The organism is Meiothermus sp. CFH 77666 (genome assembly GCF_017497985.1).
GTDB lineage: Bacteria > Deinococcota > Deinococci > Deinococcales > Thermaceae > Meiothermus.
Window position 1 is genome coordinate 14,068 of record NZ_JAGDFV010000031.1, and the last position, 21,312, is coordinate 35,379.

20 protein-coding genes are annotated in these 21,312 nt (G+C 58.9%); 10 read left to right on the forward strand and 10 right to left on the reverse strand.

All coding sequences use genetic code 11. The annotated features are described in order from the left end of the window. Nucleotides 1-41: 41 nt before the first annotated feature. From J3L12_RS13870 to J3L12_RS13890, 5 genes are all read right to left on the reverse strand, one after another. Nucleotides 42-827 carry a nitroreductase family protein gene (locus J3L12_RS13870; protein WP_208015649.1) on the reverse strand — a complete coding sequence of 262 codons (786 nt, stop codon included), beginning with the start codon at nt 825-827 and terminating at the stop codon, nt 42-44. A gap of 1 nt (nt 828) precedes the next feature. Further along, nucleotides 829-1,122: a hypothetical protein gene (locus J3L12_RS13875; RefSeq protein WP_243455260.1), complete on the reverse strand. Its 294-nt coding sequence runs from the start codon at nt 1,120-1,122 to the stop codon at nt 829-831. A gap of 55 nt (nt 1,123-1,177) precedes the next feature. Then, nucleotides 1,178-1,669, reverse strand: coding sequence for a hypothetical protein (locus J3L12_RS13880; protein WP_208015650.1), 492 nt, complete (start codon nt 1,667-1,669; stop codon nt 1,178-1,180). A gap of 2 nt (nt 1,670-1,671) precedes the next feature. Beyond that, nucleotides 1,672-2,247: a hypothetical protein gene (locus J3L12_RS13885; RefSeq protein WP_208015651.1), complete on the reverse strand. Its 576-nt coding sequence runs from the start codon at nt 2,245-2,247 to the stop codon at nt 1,672-1,674. 110 nt (nt 2,248-2,357) lie between these two features. After that, complete coding sequence (locus J3L12_RS13890) at nt 2,358-3,773, reverse strand: phosphoglucomutase/phosphomannomutase family protein (RefSeq protein ID WP_243455261.1); 1,416 nt, start codon at nt 3,771-3,773, stop codon at nt 2,358-2,360. 176 nt (nt 3,774-3,949) lie between these two features. Between J3L12_RS13890 and J3L12_RS13895 the strand changes: the two genes are divergently transcribed. The 3 genes from J3L12_RS13895 (at nt 3,950) to J3L12_RS13905 (ending at nt 7,428) form a co-directional block, all read left to right on the forward strand. Then, nucleotides 3,950-6,073 (forward strand): UvrD-helicase domain-containing protein, encoded by a 2,124-nt coding sequence (locus J3L12_RS13895; RefSeq protein WP_208015652.1) that lies wholly within the window; start codon nt 3,950-3,952, stop codon nt 6,071-6,073. A 66-nt stretch (nt 6,074-6,139) separates the two neighbouring features. Further along, a complete protein-coding gene (locus tag J3L12_RS13900) occupies nt 6,140-6,598 on the forward strand; it encodes a hypothetical protein (RefSeq protein ID WP_208015653.1) in 459 nt (152 codons plus the stop codon). Nucleotides 6,599-6,675: 77 nt separating this feature from the next. After that, entirely contained in the window at nt 6,676-7,428 is a 753-nt protein-coding gene (locus J3L12_RS13905) for a hypothetical protein (protein WP_208015654.1), read from the forward strand. A 67-nt stretch (nt 7,429-7,495) separates the two neighbouring features. Here J3L12_RS13905 and J3L12_RS13910 read toward each other — a convergent pair whose 3' ends face one another. After that, nucleotides 7,496-8,215 carry a DUF58 domain-containing protein gene (locus J3L12_RS13910; protein WP_208015655.1) on the reverse strand — a complete coding sequence of 240 codons (720 nt, stop codon included), beginning with the start codon at nt 8,213-8,215 and terminating at the stop codon, nt 7,496-7,498. A gap of 468 nt (nt 8,216-8,683) precedes the next feature. On the opposite strand from J3L12_RS13910, the gene rplJ reads away from it, so the two are divergent. After that, complete coding sequence (rplJ, locus tag J3L12_RS13915) at nt 8,684-9,208, forward strand: 50S ribosomal protein L10 (RefSeq protein WP_208015656.1); 525 nt, start codon at nt 8,684-8,686, stop codon at nt 9,206-9,208. Between the two features lie 18 nt (nt 9,209-9,226). Further along, nucleotides 9,227-9,604, forward strand: a complete 378-nt coding sequence (gene rplL / locus J3L12_RS13920) for a 50S ribosomal protein L7/L12 (RefSeq protein WP_208015657.1) — start codon at nt 9,227-9,229, stop codon at nt 9,602-9,604. 361 nt (nt 9,605-9,965) lie between these two features. On the opposite strand, the gene J3L12_RS13925 is transcribed toward rplL, so the two are convergent. Next, on the reverse strand, nt 9,966-11,270 hold the full coding sequence (locus J3L12_RS13925; protein ID WP_208015658.1) for an FAD-dependent oxidoreductase: 1,305 nt from the start codon (nt 11,268-11,270) through the stop codon (nt 9,966-9,968). A 281-nt stretch (nt 11,271-11,551) separates the two neighbouring features. Between J3L12_RS13925 and J3L12_RS13930 the strand changes: the two genes are divergently transcribed. Next, nucleotides 11,552-12,475 (forward strand): peptidylprolyl isomerase, encoded by a 924-nt coding sequence (locus J3L12_RS13930; protein ID WP_243455262.1) that lies wholly within the window; start codon nt 11,552-11,554, stop codon nt 12,473-12,475. Between the two features lie 164 nt (nt 12,476-12,639). Here J3L12_RS13930 and J3L12_RS13935 read toward each other — a convergent pair whose 3' ends face one another. Further along, nucleotides 12,640-13,254, reverse strand: coding sequence for an ATP-binding cassette domain-containing protein (locus tag J3L12_RS13935; protein ID WP_347708905.1), 615 nt, complete (start codon nt 13,252-13,254; stop codon nt 12,640-12,642). A gap of 63 nt (nt 13,255-13,317) precedes the next feature. Here J3L12_RS13935 and J3L12_RS13940 point away from each other — a divergent pair, with 63 nt between their 5' ends. From J3L12_RS13940 to J3L12_RS13950, 3 genes are all read left to right on the forward strand, one after another. After that, nucleotides 13,318-13,995, forward strand: coding sequence for a Crp/Fnr family transcriptional regulator (locus tag J3L12_RS13940; RefSeq protein ID WP_208015660.1), 678 nt, complete (start codon nt 13,318-13,320; stop codon nt 13,993-13,995). Nucleotides 13,996-14,498: 503 nt separating this feature from the next. After that, the gene (locus J3L12_RS13945) at nt 14,499-15,254 is read left to right on the forward strand and encodes a 2-phosphosulfolactate phosphatase (protein ID WP_208015661.1); all 756 of its coding nucleotides are present in this window, start codon (nt 14,499-14,501) and stop codon (nt 15,252-15,254) included. 219 nt (nt 15,255-15,473) lie between these two features. After that, on the forward strand, nt 15,474-16,517 hold the full coding sequence (locus J3L12_RS13950) for a GGDEF domain-containing protein (RefSeq protein ID WP_208015662.1): 1,044 nt from the start codon (nt 15,474-15,476) through the stop codon (nt 16,515-16,517). 42 nt (nt 16,518-16,559) lie between these two features. Here the strand turns inward: J3L12_RS13950 and J3L12_RS13955 are convergent, their stop codons facing one another. Both J3L12_RS13955 and asnS read right to left on the reverse strand, forming a co-directional pair. Continuing rightward, entirely contained in the window at nt 16,560-18,854 is a 2,295-nt protein-coding gene (locus J3L12_RS13955) for a vWA domain-containing protein (RefSeq protein WP_208015663.1), read from the reverse strand. A gap of 442 nt (nt 18,855-19,296) precedes the next feature. Further along, entirely contained in the window at nt 19,297-20,622 is a 1,326-nt protein-coding gene (gene asnS / locus J3L12_RS13960) for an asparagine--tRNA ligase (protein ID WP_208015664.1), read from the reverse strand. Nucleotides 20,623-20,741: 119 nt separating this feature from the next. Between asnS and J3L12_RS13965 the strand changes: the two genes are divergently transcribed. Beyond that, nucleotides 20,742-21,312: hypothetical protein (locus tag J3L12_RS13965; RefSeq protein ID WP_208015665.1), on the forward strand; the 571-nt coding region annotated here is incomplete at its 3' end.

The window sequence follows — 21,312 nt, forward strand, 5'->3', positions numbered from 1 at the left end:
GCCATGGCGACGCTGAGAATACGGGGATGCATTGCAAAACCTCAGACTTCGCTTTCTGGGGTCGCGCAAGAATTGCGGAAAACATACTGTGAAATCCGTTTGCGGTGGTCGGACTTCCAATCAATCCGGGGGCGGGGCTTTTCGGGTGGCACATAGCCTAGCCGATAGACTGCCATAAGCTCGAGGTGCTCGGGCACTTCCAGCAGCTTTTTGAGCTCCTCCCAGGCTTCCGGGATTTCCATGGGCGTGGAGACAAACTGGATGCCCATCCCAAGCTCTACTGTGGTCAGCCAGATGTTCTCGATGGCCATACCCAACCCCAGCACGCTATAAAAGCCCGAGAGCTGTCCAGGGCGATACTCTTCTTTGTCCAGTAGTGCCGCCAGCAAAAGAGGTGAACCGGCGATCAGTTTTCGGTTATCCTCACCCAGCATTTGTGGAACCCGCAGCGTCCGCAGCAAGCTCAGGGCGGAAGGGCTCATGATGTGCCTGGTAAAAGGGCGCAGGGGGCCGGGTAACTGGTCTATTAGAATGCCGTCCCGCCGCTCGTCCAATTCCTGTTCGCTAAAGCGAAAGTAGGGACGGTAGCGTTCAAAAAACTGACCGTCGGCAATCAGTTGCTGCATGGTGCGCCCGCCGATCTCGGCAATTTTCTCCCGTATGGCCGGGTCGTCAATCAGGATGAAGCGCCAGGGCTGCGAGTTGAAATGACTGGGCGCCCGGCTCGCGGCTTCCATCAGCAGGTGCTGGTGTTCCCGGGCGACAGGCTTATCCAGAAAGGGACCGTTGGTGGTTCTGCGTTTTCGGATAACCTCCAGGAACTCCATATTAGCCTCCGATCGCCAACAAGTATCCCACCAATCCCATCCCTCCCAGTGTGGGGTGGAGCCAGGTACGGGGCTTGGCTTTGGGAAACCAGGTCAGGCAAGCCACAGTGAGGAGTAGCCACCACTCATGGGTCAAAACCATTGCCAGAATAGCGCTGACAAAAACCACCAGGTATAGCCCGTGGTGCCAGATGCCGAAATGCGCCAGCCGAAACTGCGCGGCCAGCCCCACCAGCAGGTTGAGTACGTATAAGCCGAGTCCCACGGCCACAAAAGGCGACACTGGCCCTAGCATAGCGCCAAGTCCACCAAAAAGTGCAAGGTCGAACCCCACCGTTCAGGGCCTAAACTCAGCGTAAGGCGGCTTGCAGCACCACCCCCAAGACCGTGCCCAGCAAGGTGAAAAGCAACGGGGTTAGCCAGCGCCGCTCTCCCTCATGAGCGATGGCGCGGGCGTGAAGGCTGATGGCAATCTGGGTGAGCGACTCGATCTCTTCAGGAGTCAGGGGACGGCGGGTGAGGTCTTTATAGGCTTCACTCTCGGGGTCAACCTGGCTGAGTTCCTCGAAAGAAAGCTCCCGCTGGCGTTGTACGCTGTAGGTTCGATCAAAACCGTGCCGCAGCCGCAGTGAAGCCCAGCCCTTCTGCTCGTTGCTCACGCGGAAGAGCTCCGGGTGTTCATCGAAAACCTCCCGCCAGGAGGATGCACTGCGAGGGGCATCCAGACGATCCTTCCAGTCATCGGCGGGGCGGCTGGAATAGGGGTAGCGACCCATCACGGTAATTGCCCCAATCACATCAACTAGACGCCAGTCCTTCAGATACGGGGAGCGACGGGCCATGTCTACCTTTGTTCGCAGCTCGAGCCGGTCCAGCGGCCCCCGCGGGTCTGGCACTCCCGCCGTAGGTTTTCCTCCGGGGCCCGCAACACTGCCAGCACCAGTCCAGCGGGGTAGCCACCCGAGCCCGCATTCAGGCCAAGCGCAAGCCGACTCAGGGTAACGGTTTCGCGACTGCTGGGCACCTGTGTACTGACGTAGCCTTCCCCGTCCCACAGGTAGATAACACTACGAAAAATTCGGTTGCTGGGACGGTAAGGGGGGTTGACCCTCAATTCGATCTCCAGGGGCTTGAGGAAGTTGGTTGCACTCGAGGAAAGCCGGTAAATCCCCACCACTTCACGCTCTGGCAGGGTCTGGATAAAAAACACCTCATTCTGGGGTGGGGAAGTGGGTACTGCCTGGAGGCGCTCGAGGCGAAAGCGCACCGAGGAAACCAGCGCACCTGGGGGAACCACCACCTGAATGCCGGGGAGTTGCAGTGCTCCACCCTGTGCGCCAATGCGCTGCTCCACTACACGCACATTCTGACCAACCCCCCAGGAAGCCAACAGACTAAGCAGTAGCAGCAGCCGAATCATAGCTTCATCCTTTGCCAGGTTTCAGATTAACGCACAACCATCTGAGAAAATCCAGGTCGAACACGGGTAATCGAGTGCAAACCGCAGGGGCTGGCTTTGGACTGTCTCATTCAGGCTCCCACCAACTTCTTGGCTTCGGCCAAAACCGCTTTTACAGTCTTGTCATCTGGGGCTTCGCAGTAGATGCGTAGCACCGGCTCGGTGCCGGAAGCCCTGAAGAGCACCCAACCGACTTCGCCGAAGAGCCACTTGGTTCCGTCCAGATGCTCGGTACCACTTATCTGCTGTCCGGCGATGGTCTGCGGCGTCTGCACCCGAGCCATGGCGGCCTGGATGTGATCCATCGAGGGCAGTTGCAAATCTATCCGGTCGTAGGCATGTTTGAAGCCCACCTCGGTTTCGATTTCGGTAAATTGCTGCCCCAGGCTTTTACCCGTTCGCACCACCGATTCTAAGAGCAACAAGGCGTTCAGCAGTCCATCGCGCTCGGGGATGTGACCGGCTACGCCGATACCGCCCGACTCCTCGCCTCCAATCAAGACCCCACCCTTTAGCATCTCATCGGTAATGTACTTGAACCCAACGGGCGTGACCACCAGCTCCAGCCCAAGTTTTTGCGCGAGTTTGTCCACAATCTGGGAGGTCGAAAAGGTCTTGACCACCCGCCCCCGTAGCCCTTTGCTGTGAAGGTGTTTGAGTAATACTGCGAAAATCTGATGGCTGTTGAAGTTGCGACCCCCTGCCAGCACGGCCCCAATACGGTCCGCGTCACCATCGTTAATGGTGGCAAAGGTGGGGTCTTGCTCGGCTTTCAGCACGGTCATGATGGTGAACTGGTTCTGGGGGATAGGCTCGGGGTGAACGCCGTAAAACATTGGGTCGGGTACGGCGTGCAACTCGCGCAAATCCAGCTTCAATCCTGCATGTTTGACAAAACCAGCCAGCCAACCCGCGCCCGCCCCGCCCAGGCTGTCGTGGTACATGACCCCCTCGTAGGCCCGCAGGGCTTCCAGATCCAACTGGCTGGCCAGGAAGTCGTAGTAGGGTTTGCGTACATCGAAGCTTTGTATGTTTGCACTCGAGTACTTGGGTTCTGCGCCCAGGTGTTTTTCCACCTCGGCTAACAGGGCGGGTGTGGCCGATCCGGCGTAGTTGCCTTTTATTTTGAAGCCCAGGTACTCGGCGGGGTTGTGGCTTGCGGTAATCATCACGCCGCCATCGGCTTGCAGGTGCTTAACGGCAAAAGACAGTACCGGAGTGGGGACATAAGACTTAGAAAGGTGTACTTCCAGGCCATTAGCCGCCAGCACCGAGGCGGCTCGCTGGGCAAACTTGCCTGCCATGAAGCGGGTGTCGTAGCCGACCACTACTTTCTTGCCCTGCTGCTCGAGCAAATATTGAGCATAGGCCTGGGCTACACGGGCCACATTGTCGAAGGTGAATTGGTCGCCAATAATGGCCCGCCAGCCGTCGGTGCCAAACTTTATGCTTGAGCTGGACTGATTACTGGCCATTTCATCTGCCATATCCATACCTGCAACACTATACAGGGGGCAGGGAAGAGGGCACAGGGGGATGGAGAACTCGAGTCGGAGCAGATCTGTCGGGTGCTGGGCGTGCGGATGGGCATCCGAAGCTGTAAGGGGCATTGCTATCCCGCTCACCCCCCATCACCGGCATGGTGATAGACTTCTAGGGCTTTATGTCCGACCTCCTTTCTTCCCTCAATCCCTCCCAGCAGGAGGCCGTCCGGCATTTTGAAGGCCCGGCGCTGGTGGTGGCCGGGGCTGGTTCTGGCAAGACCCGCACGGTGGTACACCGGATCGCCTATCTGCTGCGCGAGCGGCGGGTGTATCCGGCGGAAATACTGGCCGTGACCTTCACCAACAAGGCCGCCGGCGAGATGAAAGAGCGGCTGGAAAAGATGGTAGGGCCCGCGGCCAAAGACCTGTGGGTTTCCACCTTTCACTCGGCCTCGGTGCGAATCCTGCGCGCCTACGGCGAGTATGTGGGGCTCAGGCCGGGGTTTGTGATCTACGACGACGATGACCAGAACACGCTTCTGAAGGAGATTTTGAAGGAACTCGAGGTCGAGGCCAAGCCGGGCCCTTTCCGGGCCATGATAGACCGCATCAAGAACCGGGGCGATGGGCTGGTGGAGTTTATGCGCGAGGCCCCCGACTTTATCGGGGGGGTGCCCAAAGAGGTAGCCGCCGAAGTCTATCGCAAATACCAGAGCGGGCTGCGGATGCAGGGTGCGGTGGATTTCAACGACCTCCTGCTTCTGACCATCGAGCTATTTGAGCAGCACCCGGAAATTCTCCATAAGGTGCGCCAGCGGGCCCGGTTTATTCATGTGGACGAGTACCAGGACACCAACCCCGTGCAGTATGAGCTAACCCGCTTGCTGGCCGGTGAAAAGCCCAACCTGATGGTGGTGGGCGACCCCGACCAGAGCATTTATGGTTTTCGGAACGCCGACATCAACAACATCCTCGACTTCAGCAAGGACTACCCCGGCGCACGGGTGATTCGCCTGGAAGAAAACTACCGCTCGAGCCGAGCCATTCTGCAAGTCGCTAACGCTGTCATCGAGAAAAATGCACTCAGGCTGGAAAAAGTCTTGCGGGCAACCAAAGAAGGGGGTGAGCCTGTTCGTCTATACCGGGCTCCCAACGCCCGCGAAGAAGCTGCTTTTGTGGCGCGGGAAATTGCCAGACTGCGGGACTACCAGAATATTGCCGTGCTTTACCGCACCAATGCCCAGTCGCGCCTGCTGGAAGAACACCTGCGCCGGGCCCAGATTCCCGTTCGGCTGGTGGGCGCGGTGGGCTTTTTTGAGCGGCGGGAGGTCAAGGATCTGCTGGCCTATGGGCGGGTCGCCATCAACCCTGCCGACTCCATCAACCTGCGCCGCATTGTCAATACGCCGCCTCGGGGCATCGGGGCGACTACGGTATCCCGGCTGCTCGAGCACGCTCAGAAAACGGGCACCACCGTCTTTGAAGCCTTCCGGGCCGCCGAGCAGGTGATTAGCCGACCCCAGCAGGTACAGGCATTTGTGAGGCTGCTCGACGAACTGATGGAAGCTGCTTTCGAGACAGGCCCGGCAGCCTTCTTTGAGCGGGTGCTGGACGAGACCGGCTTCCGCGATGCCCTGAAGCAGGAGCAGGACGGCGAAGACCGCCTGCAAAACGTGGAAGAGCTGCTGCGGGCGGCCCGCGACTGGGAAGAGGAAGAGGGCGGTACCCTTTCCGACTTCCTGGACGCCGTAGCCCTGACCGCCAAAGCCGAAGAACCCCAGGGTGAAGCACCAGAGGAGGCCGTCACCCTGATGACCCTGCACAACGCCAAGGGCCTCGAGTTCCCCACGGTGTTCCTGGTGGGTCTGGAGGAAAACCTGCTCCCCCACCGCAACAGCCTGAACCGCCTGGAAGACCTGGAAGAAGAGCGGCGCCTCTTTTATGTGGGTATCACCCGGGCACAGGATCGGCTCTATCTGTCCTACGCCGAGGAACGCGAAACCTATGGCAAGCGCGAGTTCACCCGCCCGAGCCGCTTCCTGGACGATATTCCGCCGGATTTGCTCAAGGAGGTGGGGGCTTTTGGCGACAGTGCCGTGCCGGTACTGTCCAATAGCCGCCCCGAACCTAAGCCCAAAACCCAGCTCTCCGAGTTTAAAGGGGGCGAAAAGGTCAGGCACCCCAAGTTTGGAAGCGGTACGGTGGTGGCCGCGATGGGCGGCGAGGTTACGGTAATGTTCCCCGGCCTGGGCCTGAAAAAGCTGGCGGTGAAATTTGCCGGACTGGAAAGGCTTGATGGATGAAGCCTGTCTAAGTAGCGCTTTAGTTTTCCCTCGTTTGAACCGCACGTTGCCGAGTAGGGTGAGGATATGAAAAGGCAAGCGGGGCGTTTGAGTGCTGTATTTGCTTTGTTGTTCGGTATGGCTTTTGCCGGTGGGGCCGACATTGGCTTTTCGGTACGCAACGGCCCCAGTGGCAATTTCATGGGGCATCTGGGGTTATACCTGGATGGCTTTCCCATTGATTTCCGTTCCCAACTGGTGTTTGGTTCTCCAGGTGGGCTTTTCCTGAGCGGTGAGGTGGTGTACCCCCTGCCGTTCTTCTTGCTGGTACGGCCCTATCTGGCCGGAGGCCTGGCGGTGGGCATCACCGGCTATACCGCCCAAAACGAGCTGCGGGTACGCTTTGGTGAGCGTTTTTATGCCATTTTCTCGGCAGGCATCCAGTTTCCTGACCGGGGTTATCGCCCGTACCTCGAGATTAGCCAGATCATCGGCTCGGAGAGCTTTCAGCGCTTTACGGTGGGCTTTATTGTGGAAGGGTTTTGAAACAGGTCGATAGCGGATAGACCATAGCCGATAGCGAGAGACGCCTTATTACATTCGAGCATAGTAGATTAGGGGGGATGCATTCCCGCGACTACGCCGCGACCCGCCCCCTGGCCGTTTTACATCAGGGTCAGAGCCGGTGGTATCAGCCGCTCTTGACGGCTTCGCTGCACCATAATTTGCCGCTATTTGTCTATGCTGCTCAGCCTGGAATGGGCCTCGAGGCCGCCCTCACGGCCCTCCAGCCCCTGAGTTTCCGGGGCGCGGTTCTGGAAGACCCCGGACTACAGGCGCTGGCCCTGGATGTGGTGCAGCACCTCGAGCCCGAGGCCCTCCAGGCCCGCCGGGTAGATCTGGTACTACCCGAAGTGACCGGAAACCGTGGGTTTTACCTGGAGCCCATCGCCCTGGCCAACCTGATTCGCCGCTATGCCTTCGGCGATAAGGCGCTCTGGCTGGGCCCCATCCGCTCCGAACTGGCCCAGGGCCTGCGCGGTCTCACCAAGGTTTCGGTACTGAGCCGGAGCTTTCCCGAGGGCGAAGGCTTTTTAGAACTATTACCTGTCCCTCAGCGGGGGGTGGTGGCGGCGGCTGAAGTGCAGGCCACGGTGGTGGCCCGCCAGGCCGATCTAATCCTGTATGCGGGTGGAAATCTGCCGCTAGCCTTGCTTCAGCCCTACCACAGCGTAATCGCGCTAAAGCCGCTGCCCTCGGAGGCTCTGCGCCTGATAGGTGAGTATGTTCCCCCTGAGGAGTTCCAGAAGTTTCACCTGGCCGCCCTGTTTGAAGCGCTGGGGTATGCCCTGCCACCCGAAACCTTTGTGGTCTAATGCCAAACGGTGAAGAGTTACATTGTGCCATATGGCGCAGCTTTGACCTACCAGGTGTAGTCAGATGCTAACGCTCTTCCAATACCCCCTGCCGTAGCAGGGCAGGCACAATCGGTTCGCCCACCCGCAACAGGGCATAGCTGCCCAACCTGCGGGCGGTGGTTCGCAGGCGCAGCAGATGCTTTTCCAGAGCTTCCTGGTAGCTTTGTATTTCGACCTCGCCCACCTCCATCCGGCTCCCGACCTCGACATCGTGCAGCAGGGCTTCCACAAAGCCGGGTGCGAGTTCCTCGGGGGCCATGACCTGCACCAGAACCACGTGGCGCAGTTTTTGTAAAAGACGCGACCAGTCCAGCTCGTCCAGACCGTCGGTCAGTAGGACGGTGACGCCTCTGGGCCGGGGGAAGTTCATCAGCACCGAAGGCCCCTCGGCCACCCCCTCGAGCCGCCCCCGGTAGCGGCCACCGCCCCACAAAAAAGCCCCTTCCGATCTGGCGCAGTCGGCTAGCGCACGCAATACCCGCTCGGCATAAGCCTGCTTTCCCAACAGCTTCATACTGGGCGAGCCGTCCAGGAAAAAGGTGAAGCGGGCCGGTGCTTCGGCCTGGAAAATGCGGGTATAGAGCCGACCCGTGCGGGCATAGGCTCGCCAATCAATAAAGCGGGGCTCGTCTCCCTGGGCGTAGCCGCGTAGCTCGTAGAACTCCAGCCCCCGCCCTGGTATGGCCTGAGTGCGCTCGCCCGCAAAGGGCTGGGTGGGGCGGGTGCGGATGCGGTAGCGGGTCATGGCAAGAGCAGACTGCTACCACACAGTATGTCATTTACGGGATTTGAGCGGTGATACCGGCTTCAAATAGACAGTTGACATACCACAGCTGTCCATCACCTGAGCATACATTCGGGGTTGAATGGGTTCTTTTGGTTGGGTTTGTGGGTCGTCGAATGACGACGAACCAACCGAACCTGGCATAAAACCCTGGCCCTGACCGCTGCTCATGGGCTTGTCAGGAACCGAGTGGTTTTGTATACTTCACCCTTGGTGTCCTTCTGGGGCATGTTTACGATCCCAGGGGCAGCCAAAGACAGCGACGGGCTCAGCCTTAATAATGTCGCCGAGGCGCTAGTAGGGAAGCGTTTTTCGCATACAACCGTTGGGAAATCCCTAGTCCCAAAACCTAAGCAAGGGCGGGTTGTAGAGGCTCAATGGCCCAGATGCGGCCTGGTTCTACAGCGAATGCCCCAGCCAGGAGGAACTTTGCCCAGCAAGCGCAACATCGAAAACCTCGAGGCGCTCACCGCTACCCTCAAGGGCGCGGAAGGCTCGTTCTTCGTGGTGAACTACCAAGGGCTCGAGGCGGGCCCCACCGGGAAGCTCCGCAAGGCGGTGCGGGAAAAGGGTGGCGAGATTATCGTTACCAAAAATACCCTGATCCGCAAGGCCATGAGCGACCTTGGGTTGCCGGCCATCGAAGGCTTGACCGGCCCCTCGGCGGTGGTGGTCTTCAAAGACCCCGCTGCTGCCGCCAAGGCCCTCAAAGAGTTCGCCAAGACGAACGATAAAGGCATTCCCGCCCTTAAGTCGGGTGTGCTCTCGGGGCAGCCCCTTACGGGCTCACAGGTAGAGGCCCTGGCCGACCTTCCCAGCCAGAAGGAACTGCAAGCCGAACTGGTCGGCGTGCTGTCCGCCACGATGTCCAATTTCGTGGGTGTGCTGGGAGCGAAGGCGCAGGAATTCGTCGGCATCTTGGATGCCCAAGTTCAAAAACTGGAGGCCGCGTAGGCCCAACAGGAGGAAAAAATGGCTCTCGATATTGCTGCAATCAAGGCTCAACTTTCCGGTGCTACGGTGCTCGAACTCAAGCAACTCATTGACGAACTCAAGGAAGAGTGGGGCGTGACCGCTGCTGCTCCGGTGGCCGTGGCCATGCCGGGTGCGGCGGCTGCTGCTGCTCCCGCCGCCGAAGAGAAGACCGAGTTCGATGTGGTGCTGAAGGATGCAGGCGCCCAGAAGCTCAACGTCATTAAGGAACTCCGCGCCATTACCGGCCTGGGCCTGAAGGAAGCCAAAGATCTGGCTGAGCAAGGCGGCAACGTCAAGGAAGGCGTCTCCAAAGAGGAAGCCGAGAAGATCAAGAAGCAGCTCGAGGACGCCGGCGCCAAGGTCGAGCTCAAGTAAGGTTGAATGCTACAAACCCCCGGACTGCGGTCTGGGGGTTTTGTGTTAGAGCGCTCTTCAAGCCACCCGCTTACAGAAAAGCCCTGTCCCGAACAGAACAGTAGCCGGCGGGCAACTCGAAACCCCAAGCACCCGTTGCCCGGCCCAAGCTTGGGCGCGCAACTTGCTTCTGGGCGCAGACGCGTTCTGGTTTCCGCGGGCGGTCAGGTCAGTGAAGAGCGCCGTAGACCAGGCACAGTGGACAAGTTGGGCACTATGGAGGCTGAATACCCACCAGCACGGTTTGGTGAGCTTCCTGGTCACAGGTACAGTTTGCGGATGCGGCAGATGCGAGATTCAGTGTCAAGCATCCAGGAAACACTCAAGCTCTCGCCAGAGCCAGGAAGTTGAGGGCACGCTGGGTGATTTGGCGAGAATGCTCTACTAGGTTAGCCAGGCCGGGGCCGGCCAGGTAGCTGCCGGTGAGGAAAAGACCAGGGGCGTGTAGCAACTCCCGCTCGAGGTCGGCTACCCGGCGGGCCTGGCCCTGGGTGAAGTGGGGCCTCGAGGAAGGCTGGCGGAAGACCCAGGCCGCCAGCGGACGGGCCTTCGCTTGCAGATATTTCGCAAGGTCTTGTTCGGCCAAGCGGGAAAGCACGCTGTCGGCGGATCGGGCGGTTTCCCCGGCAAACTGCACTCGAGCCAGCGTCAGCTCCGGGTTCGGGTGGGTTAGCTTGAGGGCGCTGCTGGTATAGCCCTCCCCTCGTGCAAAAAAGAACTCGCTGGGCCCAACGGCCAGTTCGTTTTGACGGTAAAGCAGATAGACCTTGGCGCTGTGCTGGTGGGGAAAATGGTTGAGGAGGGTGGTTATCTGGGGGGCCGAGGGGCGAAAAACCCTGGCCGCCTGCGGGGCCGGGAGGGCCATGATGACGGCCTCGGCTTCGAGCTGGCCACCGCGCACATGCAGTTGCCACCCCTTCGAATCGCGGGTGATGGCCCAGACAGGGTGATGAGGCAACAATCCGGCCTTTGGTAACAGGTGGTTGCTCAAGGCTTCGATCAGGCTGCCCATGCCCCCTGCCAGATGCCACCGGCCCTCGGTGGTGAGCTTGCGGCTGCCAGCCAGCAAGCCGCCCTGGCGCTCGAGCCCAACCAGACGCGCAAAGGTAGTAAGGGCCGATACTTCCTCGGCGGGGCCGCCCAGCGTGGCGCTCAGGTAAGGCTCCAGCACCTCCCAGACCTCGGGGCCCAGCCTGCGGCGGAAAAAGGCACCTAGTAGCTCGTCCTTGACCGAAGCCGGTGCTGCGAAGCGCTCGATGCCAAGCCGCCACCTGACGCCCCGGCCAAAGGGCATCTGGGCCATTTGGTGCAATCCAAAACCCGAAGCCAGGTTCAAACCGGCGGGCAAAACCCAGTCCTGTCCGCCTCGTCGAACTACCCGCCGCAGGTTGGGCAGGGGTTGGAACCCCAGGCCCAACTCGCCGCTGAGATTGAGCAGCGCTCCTGGGGTGTCGTCGAAGAACTCCTCGCCTAGCTCGAGCGAAATCGCATCCAGTTTTGCAGTTCGGGTATGGCCTCCGAAGTGCTGGGTGGCCTCGAGGAGGCTGACCTCGAGCCCGGCTTTCATGGCTTCATATGCAGCAACCAATCCGGCAAGACCACCTCCTATCACGGCAATTTTGCTCATAGACCGACCCCATGGCCAGCACCGCATAAGGACTTGAGGCTACAGGCGAGCAGATCGCACCAACTCGAGCGCGGTGTTTCCACTCGAGCCCATCCTGTTTCATTAACGCACCGACTCACCTCTCGATTCTATCGTCCGTACGGCCATTTGGGAGCAGGAGAGGTTTATTCAACCCGGATCGTGTTAGATTAGCAGGACAAGCAGTTCTGGAACCGATCGAAGCTTCGGGCTTTGGGTTGGTGATGGGCTGTTGCAGAGGTGGAGAAATGAAGTTAAGACACATGTTGACTCTATTGCTACTCGCACTGCCTTCACTGGCGGTGGCCCAGGCCGACCCGGTGGTGGCGACGGTGGGTAAGTCCTCAATCACAAAAAGCCAGTTTGACCTGCAGTTTCGCTTGTTTGTACGCGATGTTTTGCAGCAACGTGGTCAAGCCTACAGCCCCGAGGCCGAAGAAGCCTTTGCCCCGTTTAAGCCGCAGTATCTGGAGCGGATGGCGCGCGATCAGGCCATTATTTTGGTTGCCGAAAACGCCGGCTTCGCGGCCAAAGATTCCGCGGTGGATGAGGCCATCGAGGAAGTAAAAGCCCAGTTCGAAAATGAAGAGCAGCTCAACGAGGCCCTCGAGGAGGCCGGCATCCCCAGCCTCGAGGCCTATCGCAAGCTGGTATACGAGGCCCTGACCTACAATGCCTATCTCGAAAACCTGATCAAGCGCTTACAGACCAGTGAAGCCGCCTTGCGGATGCTGTACCTGGTCTCCAAGCCCCAGTTCGCGGTGCCGGTGCGCTACTGCTCCTCGCACATCCTGGTCAACACCGCGCAGGAAGCCAATCAGGTGATCGCTCGGCTGGGCAAAGGCGAAAAGTTTGCCGACCTGGCCCAGGAACTTTCGCAAGACCCCGGCAGCAAGAATGAAGGAGGCGAACTGGGTTGCGAGCCCAAGGGCACCTTTGTAGCACCCTTTGAGCTGGCCATGACTGCCTTGAAGCCAGGTGAAACCTCTAGGACTCCGGTCAAAACCGAGTTTGGTTACCATGTAATCTTGCTTAGCAAGGTGGAAGCAGCGGGTTTCCAGTCCTTTGATCAGGTCAAGGGCGGACTGGAACAAACAGTCAAGAATGCCGCTTTGCAAAAGGTGCTAGACAACATCGTGAGCCGCACCCCTACCAGGCTGTTCCCCGAGAACCTACAAACTAGGTAACGATCCAAAACCGGGACATCCCTCGCCTGGGCCGGGGCTCTTCCCTCAGCTATCGCACTCTTCACAGACGTGGCCGCCCATGAAAATGTGGATGCGTCCGGCCCAGAATTACGCACCCAAGCGTGGGCCGGGTCCGGGCTGCGGGTGCTTGGGTTGCGAGCGCTCTAGCCTAGCCGCAACTCGGACAAGCCCTGCGCCAGATGTTCGTCGTGGGTAGCCACGATCACGGCTACGCCCAGGTTCTGGGCCAGGCCGAGCATGAGCTCCCACACTTTTTCCGCATTGCGCCGATCCAGGCTACCGGTGGGCTCGTCGGCCAGCAAAAGCTTGGGGCGGTTATAAAGTGCTCTGGCCACAGCAACCCGCTGTCGCTCACCTCCCGAGAGGGCCTTGGGGAGTAAATGGGCCCGGTCTAGCAGCCCTACCCGATTCAGCAACTCCAGTCCCCAGGCAGGGTCTACCTTACCGGCCAGATACCCTGGAACCAGAATGTTTTCCAGCGCGGTTAGCTCAGCTTGCAGGTAGTGATGCTGAAAGATCAGGCCGGTAAAGTGCAGCCGTCGCTGCGCCAGCACTTCTTCGCTCAGGCCACGGATGCTCTCACCGTGCCATCGCACATCCCCCGACTGAAGGGCCAACAAACCCGCCAGAAGGTGCAGCAGGGTGGTTTTGCCACTGCCCGACGGCCCCAGGACGACCCGGATCTCGCCCTCATGCAAGGCAAAACCAAGGTTTTGGAACAGCTCGACCTCGCCATAGCCAAAACCCAGATGCAGCACCTCCAAGACCGGACTGTTACCTGCTATTGGCAAACCGTTACGCACCCTTGTAGAGTGTACTTGATGTTGGCCGACACACAGGTGCTTGCAAAGACCCCGCTCTTCCAGGGGGTGCCGCCCCAGGCGCTCGAGGTGGCCCGCGAAGCCTTTGTGACCCGTAATTACCCTGCAGGCAAACAAATTTTCGAGGCGGGCGATATGGGGGCGGCCCTGTACATAGTCCAGAGCGGCCAGGTGCGCATTTACCGAACCTACCTGGATGGCCGTGAACGCATGTTCGCTTACCTGGGCCCCGGCGAAGTGTTCGGCGAGATGAGCCTGCTGGACGATCAACCCCGCAGCGCTTCTGCCGAGACCACCCTAGATTCGATACTGTTGGTCTTGTACCAGGATGCCTACTGGAGCCTGGTGCGCAAGTGGCCGGAAATCCTGCACAACCTGGCCACAATCCTGGCTCGCCGCTTGCGCGAGGCCGACCTCGAGCTCGAGGTGCTGTCCTTTGAAGAAGCCCGTGGCCGGGTGGCTTACGCTCTGACCAAACTGCGCAAGCAACGCTACGGCGATGGGGTCAAGATGAAGCTGACCCACCAGGAACTGGCCCAGCTCTCCGGAACCAGCCGTGAGACCGTGACGCGTGTGTTGCATGCCCTGCGCGAAGAAGAACTGGTGAAGGTGGGTTCGGGGTATGTGGAAATCCTGGATCCGGCGGGTCTGGAAGAAGTGTTGTTCGGCTTACGGTAACTACTGTCCTATGTCTCGGGTCTCAAGTCGCAGGCCAAAAGCCAGCGGTTGCCATACGCTCTAGCCATCGATACGTGTATGGCGTTTGAGCTAGGCTGTGCACCTCCTGGGGCAAATACCCTGTGCAGAACTACGAACCAAAACCACGGTAAATACGTCAGCCTGCTGTTATGGTTTGACAAAAAACAATCTCAAGAGAGACTCTTTGCATCAATGCCGGTTTATCCTTTATGATTCACTTCGTCCTCATCTATGCCTCAGATAGCCCTCTCGATTCGTGCTGCCGACTTTACCCGCTTGGGTGAGCAGGTGTTTAGCTGTGCCCGCATAAGGTTTAGAGATGAATCCAGGCCACGCTAGAAAATCATGCTCCGAGCGCAATACCCGAATGATTTTCGATCATGCCATTATCCAAAACATAGGCGGGAGGTACTTAGCTCTTGGCGTGGGTTCGGGGGTGCCTAAGGGTGATGATCTGGAGAATGCTGCCCTAAGGGAGATATATGCGCTTGCGGGCTGATCTGGTTCCCCAGGACAATCTGACCTATCAGGATGTGGTACTAGTGGTGGACGTAATCCGGGCCACTACTACCGCCACGGCTTATTTAGAAGCGGGCGCTGATAGCTTGTACCTGACAGCGAGCCTGGAGAGCGCCCGGGCCTTTCGGGATGCGGATGTGGTTCTGGCGGGCGAGGAAGGGGGCCTCAAGCCTGCGGGCTTTGATTACGGCAACTCGCCCAGGGAGGCCAAGGAGGCGCCGGTGGGGGGCAAAGTGGTGGTGCTGAGTACGACCAATGGCACCCGTACCGCGCACCTGGCGGCCCGCAGCGCCAAGCATGTCTTGCTGGCCTCGCTCTACAATGCCCACGCCGCAGCTCGTCTGGCCCACCAGCTTGCCACAGAAGAAGTGGCGATTCTCTGCGCGGGTAAGGAGGGCCGGATTGGCCTGGATGACGTGTATACAGCGGGGGTGCTGGCTGAGTTTTTGCAGATCATGGGATCGTATGAACTCGAGGATGGCGCGCTCACAGCCCTCACGACCCGTCGCGCCTATCCCGATCCGCTGGAGCCGCTGCACCTGTCCGGCGCAGCCCAGGCCCTGCGGCAGGTAGGGCTGGAAGCCGATGTGCCTTTTTGCGCCCAGATTGCCGCTTCTCCTGCGGTGGGGGTGCTCGAGGGGCGGGTGGGCGATGCCCTGATTTTCAAAAGAGCCCAGCGTCCAGCGAACAGCAGTCAGAGCCAGATTCCAACGGTCTGAACCTGGCAGGGGCGGTGGACAATCCGCTCAGCACTGCCTGCGGGCTGCTTATCCCCCGAGATGATCCGATGCCTGCATCGCAAGAGGGAACACCCGCCCAAAAGCACCACAGGCTTTGATATTTGTGAAGCCGGTAGCATCTTGAATCTGGCACAAGGGTTGTGGAGGTAGGGTAAATGCACCGCGTCTACCACCCTCCCGCCGTACAATAAACCGTTCATGTTTCGATGGATTTCCGATCACGAGCGACAAGAAACCCAGATGCGGGGTTACTATATCCCTCTTCTGATTCTGGGGGCGGCCGCTGCGCTGATTGGGCGGCTCATGTCTAGCGGAGAGACCTGGGTAGACTTCGTGTTCTTGCCGGCAATGAGCGTGAGCCTTTCGCTGCTGGCGGTTTTGTTGAGCCTGCGGCGTGTCTCCATCACCACCGTCAAGTTGTCTTTGCTGGGGATTATCTGCATTTACCAGTTGGTTTCGTTTTCGGATTTCACCTTTGCGGGCAGGCTTTATACCGAAGGTCTAAGCGCCACAGCCCTTTGGTTTCCGGTGGTTTTCCCGGTGGCTTTTGTGTTTTTGCCAGCCTGGACAGCCCTGCGTTTTTCAGTATTTTTTTACTTGCTGACCGTGTTGATTGGCCTACTGGGTTTTTACGTTACCCCGCAAGTAGACCAGCGGGCGCTCAACACTGTGGTTCAGTTTTACCTGGCCAGCCTGGCTTTTTTGTACACGCAGGCCATTTATGCCCGCTACCGTGAGCAGTATGTGGATATGCACCAGATTGCCCATACCGATCCTCTTACCAGGATTGCCAATCGGCGGCTCATGCAGGATTTGCTGGAAAAAAGCTGTGAGGTTGCCAGGACTGAGAAAACGGGTTTCGTGGTGCTATTGATTGACCTGGATCACTTCAAGCGTATCAACGATTTGTATGGACACTCAGTAGGCGACCAGGTCTTGCGTGAGGTTGCATCGCTTTTGCAGGGGGTTTTGCGCCAAGAACAGAGCCTGGCTCGTTGGGGTGGCGAGGAGTTTATGGTTTTGGCTCCCAAGACCGATATGCACCAGGCCCAAGAGCTCGCCAAACGCATCGCCGGGTCGCTGGCCAGCACCAAGTTGGTAGGACAGCTTGAGGTCAGTGCCAGCATAGGCCTGGCGACATACCGCGAGGGCGATAGCAGCGATACGGTGGTTCGCCGGGCAGATGCCGCCATGTACCGTGCCAAGGCTTCGGGGCGCAACCGCGTTGAGGCGGAGGCTTGATAAGAAAGGTGGCTGAATATCGCTCTACAAAAAACAAGTCGGTTAGGGTTCTAACACATCAATCACCCCAAGACTGGCCTTGCTGCTGAGGTCGTAGAGGAAAACGGATTGCCCCAGCGCAACGATATCACCAGGCTTAACGTCGGCAGTAAAGGTTGCCAGGCGCAAATTGCCGGGGCTGTGCTCGAGCTGCGCTCCTTCCGGTAAGGGGGCGAATCGCAAGCGCTCGAGGATGGTCTCGCCCGTGGCCAGACCCAAGTCGGTTGTTTCGACCAGTAGTAGCATTCGTCTACGTTGTTCGGGACGCCCACCCAGGTAGCGCACGCACACCAACGGTACAGGAACCCCCTCGAGGGCCGAAAAGGTGATTTCCCCGAGAGGCTTTGCTACGGCATCCTCGAGCTGAACAGGCTGCTCGAAGAGGATTCGGTTACCTGGTTCGAGCAGGCCTTCGCTGGTTCGGGCTCGAATGCCCTGGGGCAGTTGTAAAAGCCGCAGCCCCCCTTTGGAAAGCATCAAGCCCATTCCCAGCAAGACCGGGAGATTGAGTTTCTTGCCCAAATCAATCACGTCCAGGCCCCCCAGGTCAAAGCTGACCGGGCGGCTGCTGCTCGAGGCAAAGGTGGCCTTGCCCCAACGGATCAGGGTAGCTTGTCTTGGATTGATCACCTCGAAACTCCCAATCAGCCCTTCCTCGCTGTAGAGTCGTGCAGCTCGGTTAAAAGGCAGGATAGCACCTACCTCGAGGGACTCCTGGGTCAGCAGCGTTACGCCTTCGGGAAGTTCCTCAACCTGCGCCCCGGTACTGCTGCCCATCAGGAGCAGCCCCCGTAGCAGTGGATTGGCCCACAACAAACCCAGGTCTACCAGCTGGCCTTCTTTGAGCTCGAGCTGCCTTGGCCCATCTACAGGGGTCAGCAAGGACGCATAGGGCGATGGAAACTCCGTAGTGGAGGTTGGAATGCGTTGCCTACGTCGGGGTCTTTGCCTCTGCCAGAGCCATCCACCCCCCAGGGCCAGTGGGAGAAGGGCGGCCAGCAGCCACCCGAGCCACCTCCCCTGGGTGCTTGGGCCTAGTAGGGGGGGTCTGGGCAACGCGAGCCTTGCTCCTCTCGGGGTTCCGATGTTCCAATCCACCTGCTCGAGGCCCCTGCCGTCGCCGATACCCTGATTGAGCAGCTCGATTGCTACCGATTGTCCCGGTCTCAGGCGAACCGGCCCCGCTTTTCCATTGAAGCGAACCTGTAGCCCTTGTGGAAGGTTCTCGAGGTCTACCGTGATGGGCTCGATAGCCCATTCGTTGCCTTCCAGGCGGTACTTGAAGATGCCCTTGCGACCTGGGTTTAGCGCCCCGTTGCTACCTTCCAGCAAGACCAGGCGGTACAGGGCCCCCGGATTAAAGGTGAACCGGACTGGAATTGCCGCCGGGGTGACCACGGTTCCGGGCGGGCCGGATAGCACCAGATACCCCCCGTAATTGCCATCGGGCAAGGAACTTGTCTGACTCAGACGAAAGCTGAGCGGTGTTTGCTCCAATACCAGGGTTGTGGGTTCGATCTCCAGGCGGCCTCTGGCTTCGTCCTGATAGAAAAGCGTCAGGGGAACACTCGGCCCCAGAAAACGTACTTCCAGCTCCACCCGACGAGCGCTGGGCTCGAGCTTGAAGTTGCCCAGATCTACCTGACCGGGCGATACCCTGGCATGGGCAAAAGTCGGTACGACCCCCACCGCTGCACTGATAGCGCAGGCCAGAGGAAAGCTGGCGAACGCCGCCTGAATATCCTCTGGCACGGCCTGGCCCAGGCCCACGTAGTAGAGGAAGTCGTGAGGGCCGCGCTTGGATGCGTATGCTTGCAACACCTGGTTCAGGCTGGGTCGCTGGCGATCATTGTCAATGCCGTCGGTAAGCACATAAACCACATTCCCTACGGTTGGGTCTGCGGGAAGTTCGATGAAGATGTCTTGAAGGCTGCGGTAGAGCCAGGTGTTGGCCCCGTTGGCCTCGAGGCCACTGATGTAGCTTTCCAGGCCCTGACGTTCCTCCGGCAAGCGAAAACGGGCGGTTGGCGTTGCTCCTTGATTGAAGGGCGTGATCCACACTTCGGCCCTGCCCCGAACAGCCCTGACGAAGTCCAGCAGCTTTTCCTGGAGCTGGGGAAATATGACTGCTCGACCATTCCCACGCCCCACCATCGAGGCCGACGTATCCACTAAAAAGCTATAGCGAAAGAAGGCCGGGGGCGGCTGCTCGGAAGCCAATGCTTTGGGGGTGCAATCCTGGGCATAGGCCAGACCCAATGCAAGCATCCATACTGCAATCCAGCGTGCTGAATACATGATTAAGCACTATATTCGTCACAGGGCACAGATTCAAACGGACTGACTAAACAGGGTGTGTCCCTGTTTCAACCAGCCTCAACAACCCCAACTCGCCGTGAAACCCCTCTGGATGCCGATCACCATAGCGGCACTGACCTTCCGGCGCAGACCGAGTACCCCTACGGGGGCTTGGATAGAGCTTTGTGCAGCACCCCAAGGGGGATTGACCGTCTAGGTTCATTGGTTGATTTTGGGACGCACCCGACTAAACATTTACCCAAGTACCAGCTACAAGGTTGACGTTTTCAGTAACTGAGTGGACGTTGAGCATTATGCTTTGGCCAGAAAACAACACAACTCGATTGCTGCCATTGCAGTAAGCCGAGGCACAGTGCGTTAGGAGCCACAACAAAGTTTCTGTGGGAATGCCCTGCCCGCCTCTTGAGGGTCAAGCGGGGCCCTATGGCCGCATCCGGGTGTACATGCGCGGGAATGGAATAGCCTCGCGGATGTGCTCGATGCCGCAAATCCAGCGCACGGTGCGCTCGAGGCCGATACCAAAGCCCGAGTGCGGTACGGTTCCAAATAGGCGCAAATCCATATACCAGTCGAACACCTCTTCGGGTAGCCCATGCTCCCGAATCTTCTGGCGTAGCAGCTCGGGGTCGTGAATGCGCTGCGAACCCCCGATAATCTCGCCCACGCCCTCGGGGGCCAGCATGTCGGCGTTGAGTACTAGACGCGGGTCTTCGGGGTCGGGTTGCATGTAAAACGCCTTGACTGCCGCCGGGTACTTCTCCACAAAGATGGGACGGTCAAACCGAATGGTAAGGGCGGCTTCGTGAGGAGCACCGAAGTCGTCGCCCCACTGCATGGGCGTCAGTTCCAGTTCGGGCTTTTCACGGGCAATCTGGTTGACCAACTCCACGGCCTGGGTGTAGTGAAGGCGGGGGTAGTGGCCCTGGGCGGTGGTTTGCAGCACGGTGGTGTCGCGCTCGAGCATCTCGAGTTCGCGCTTTTTCTCCTCCAGCACCCGTCCCACCAGATAGGCCACCAGGTCTTCCTGGAGCTGCATATTCTCCTCGTGGGTCATGAAGGCCACCTCGGGCTCGACCATCCAGAACTCCAGCAGGTGCCGACGGGTTTTGGAGCGCTCGGCCCGGAAGGTGGGGCCAAAGGTATACACCTTGCCGAATGCCAGAGCCCCGGCCTCGGCGTAAAGCTGGCCCGACTGGGAGAGGTAGGCTTTCTCGCCATCGAACAGGTCTACCTCGAATAAGTCGGTGGTGCCCTCGACGGCATTGGGGGTCAGGATGGGGGCATCGAGCCGGATGAAACCCCTCGCGTGGAAGAAGTCGTGGATGGCCCGCTCGAGCTCGTCGCGCACCCGCAGCACCGCCCAGGCCCGGCGGTGGCGCAGGTAGAGGTGGCGGTGATCCATCAGGAAGTCCACCCCGTGCTCCTTGGGGGTGATGGGGTATTCCTTGCTGGGAAGGGCTACCACCTTGAGCCCCCGCACCGAGAGTTCATAGCCCCCCGGCGCCCGGCTATCGGCCCGTACCAGGCCGGTGATTTCCAGGGCGGTTTCCTGGGGCAGGTGGTCGGCCTGCTCGAACTGCTCGTCGGGCAGCTCGCCCTTGAAGGCGGTGGCCTGCATAAAGCCGGTGCCATCGCGCAGTTGGAGAAAGTGAATTTTGCCTTTGGAGCGGCGAGCCGTGAGCCAGCCGCGTAGCAGCACTTCCTGGCCCTCGTGTTGAGCAATGTCTTCGATAAAAACCCTTTGCACCGGAAGATTGTACAAAAACCAGCAATATTGGGAACATAATCTCGAGGTATATTTTTTCAATTCAGAATAAAGCAATAAGTTGTGCTTGACACGATACCCAGGGGGGGTATGAATGTAATATGAGAAAACTTGCAAAGCCGACCGTTATATTGGCATTCGTTCTCGGCATTTTCCTTTTTAGTGCCTGCTCCAGCCAGAATAGTCAGCAAGGAGAAGATTCCAAACCCGAATCTGTCTCCCTATATCAACTATATTCGGTTAGGCTTAGTTCGATTGAAGACAATTTCACACGAAGCCGTGCAGAGGCGTTGTTTCGCGCTATTCGCTTTGATGGGCAGCATCTGTACGCGGATGAAAGCTTGATCCCACCAGACATTAGCCGAGAAAAAGTAGACGCAATACTGATGGTGCTGAACGCCGAGATAAGCATCAAAGTTAACCAGCAAAATACGCCTTTATCGCTTCAATCGCTATGGAGCGTTCTGGATGGTCATGAAGGCACGCTTATTCATCTAGAGAGTTTGGAGGAAGGGGTATTTCTCCTTGTGCCCCTCGGAAAAGATCAGGCTTTTATCATAATCACATATGAAAGCTGTCTCCATCCCCAGTCCGTTGCCGTATCTAGCCCAGATACCCGATTCCCGCGAGTACTTGAAAACCCATCATCGCTGGCAAGACCTGCTGCTGATC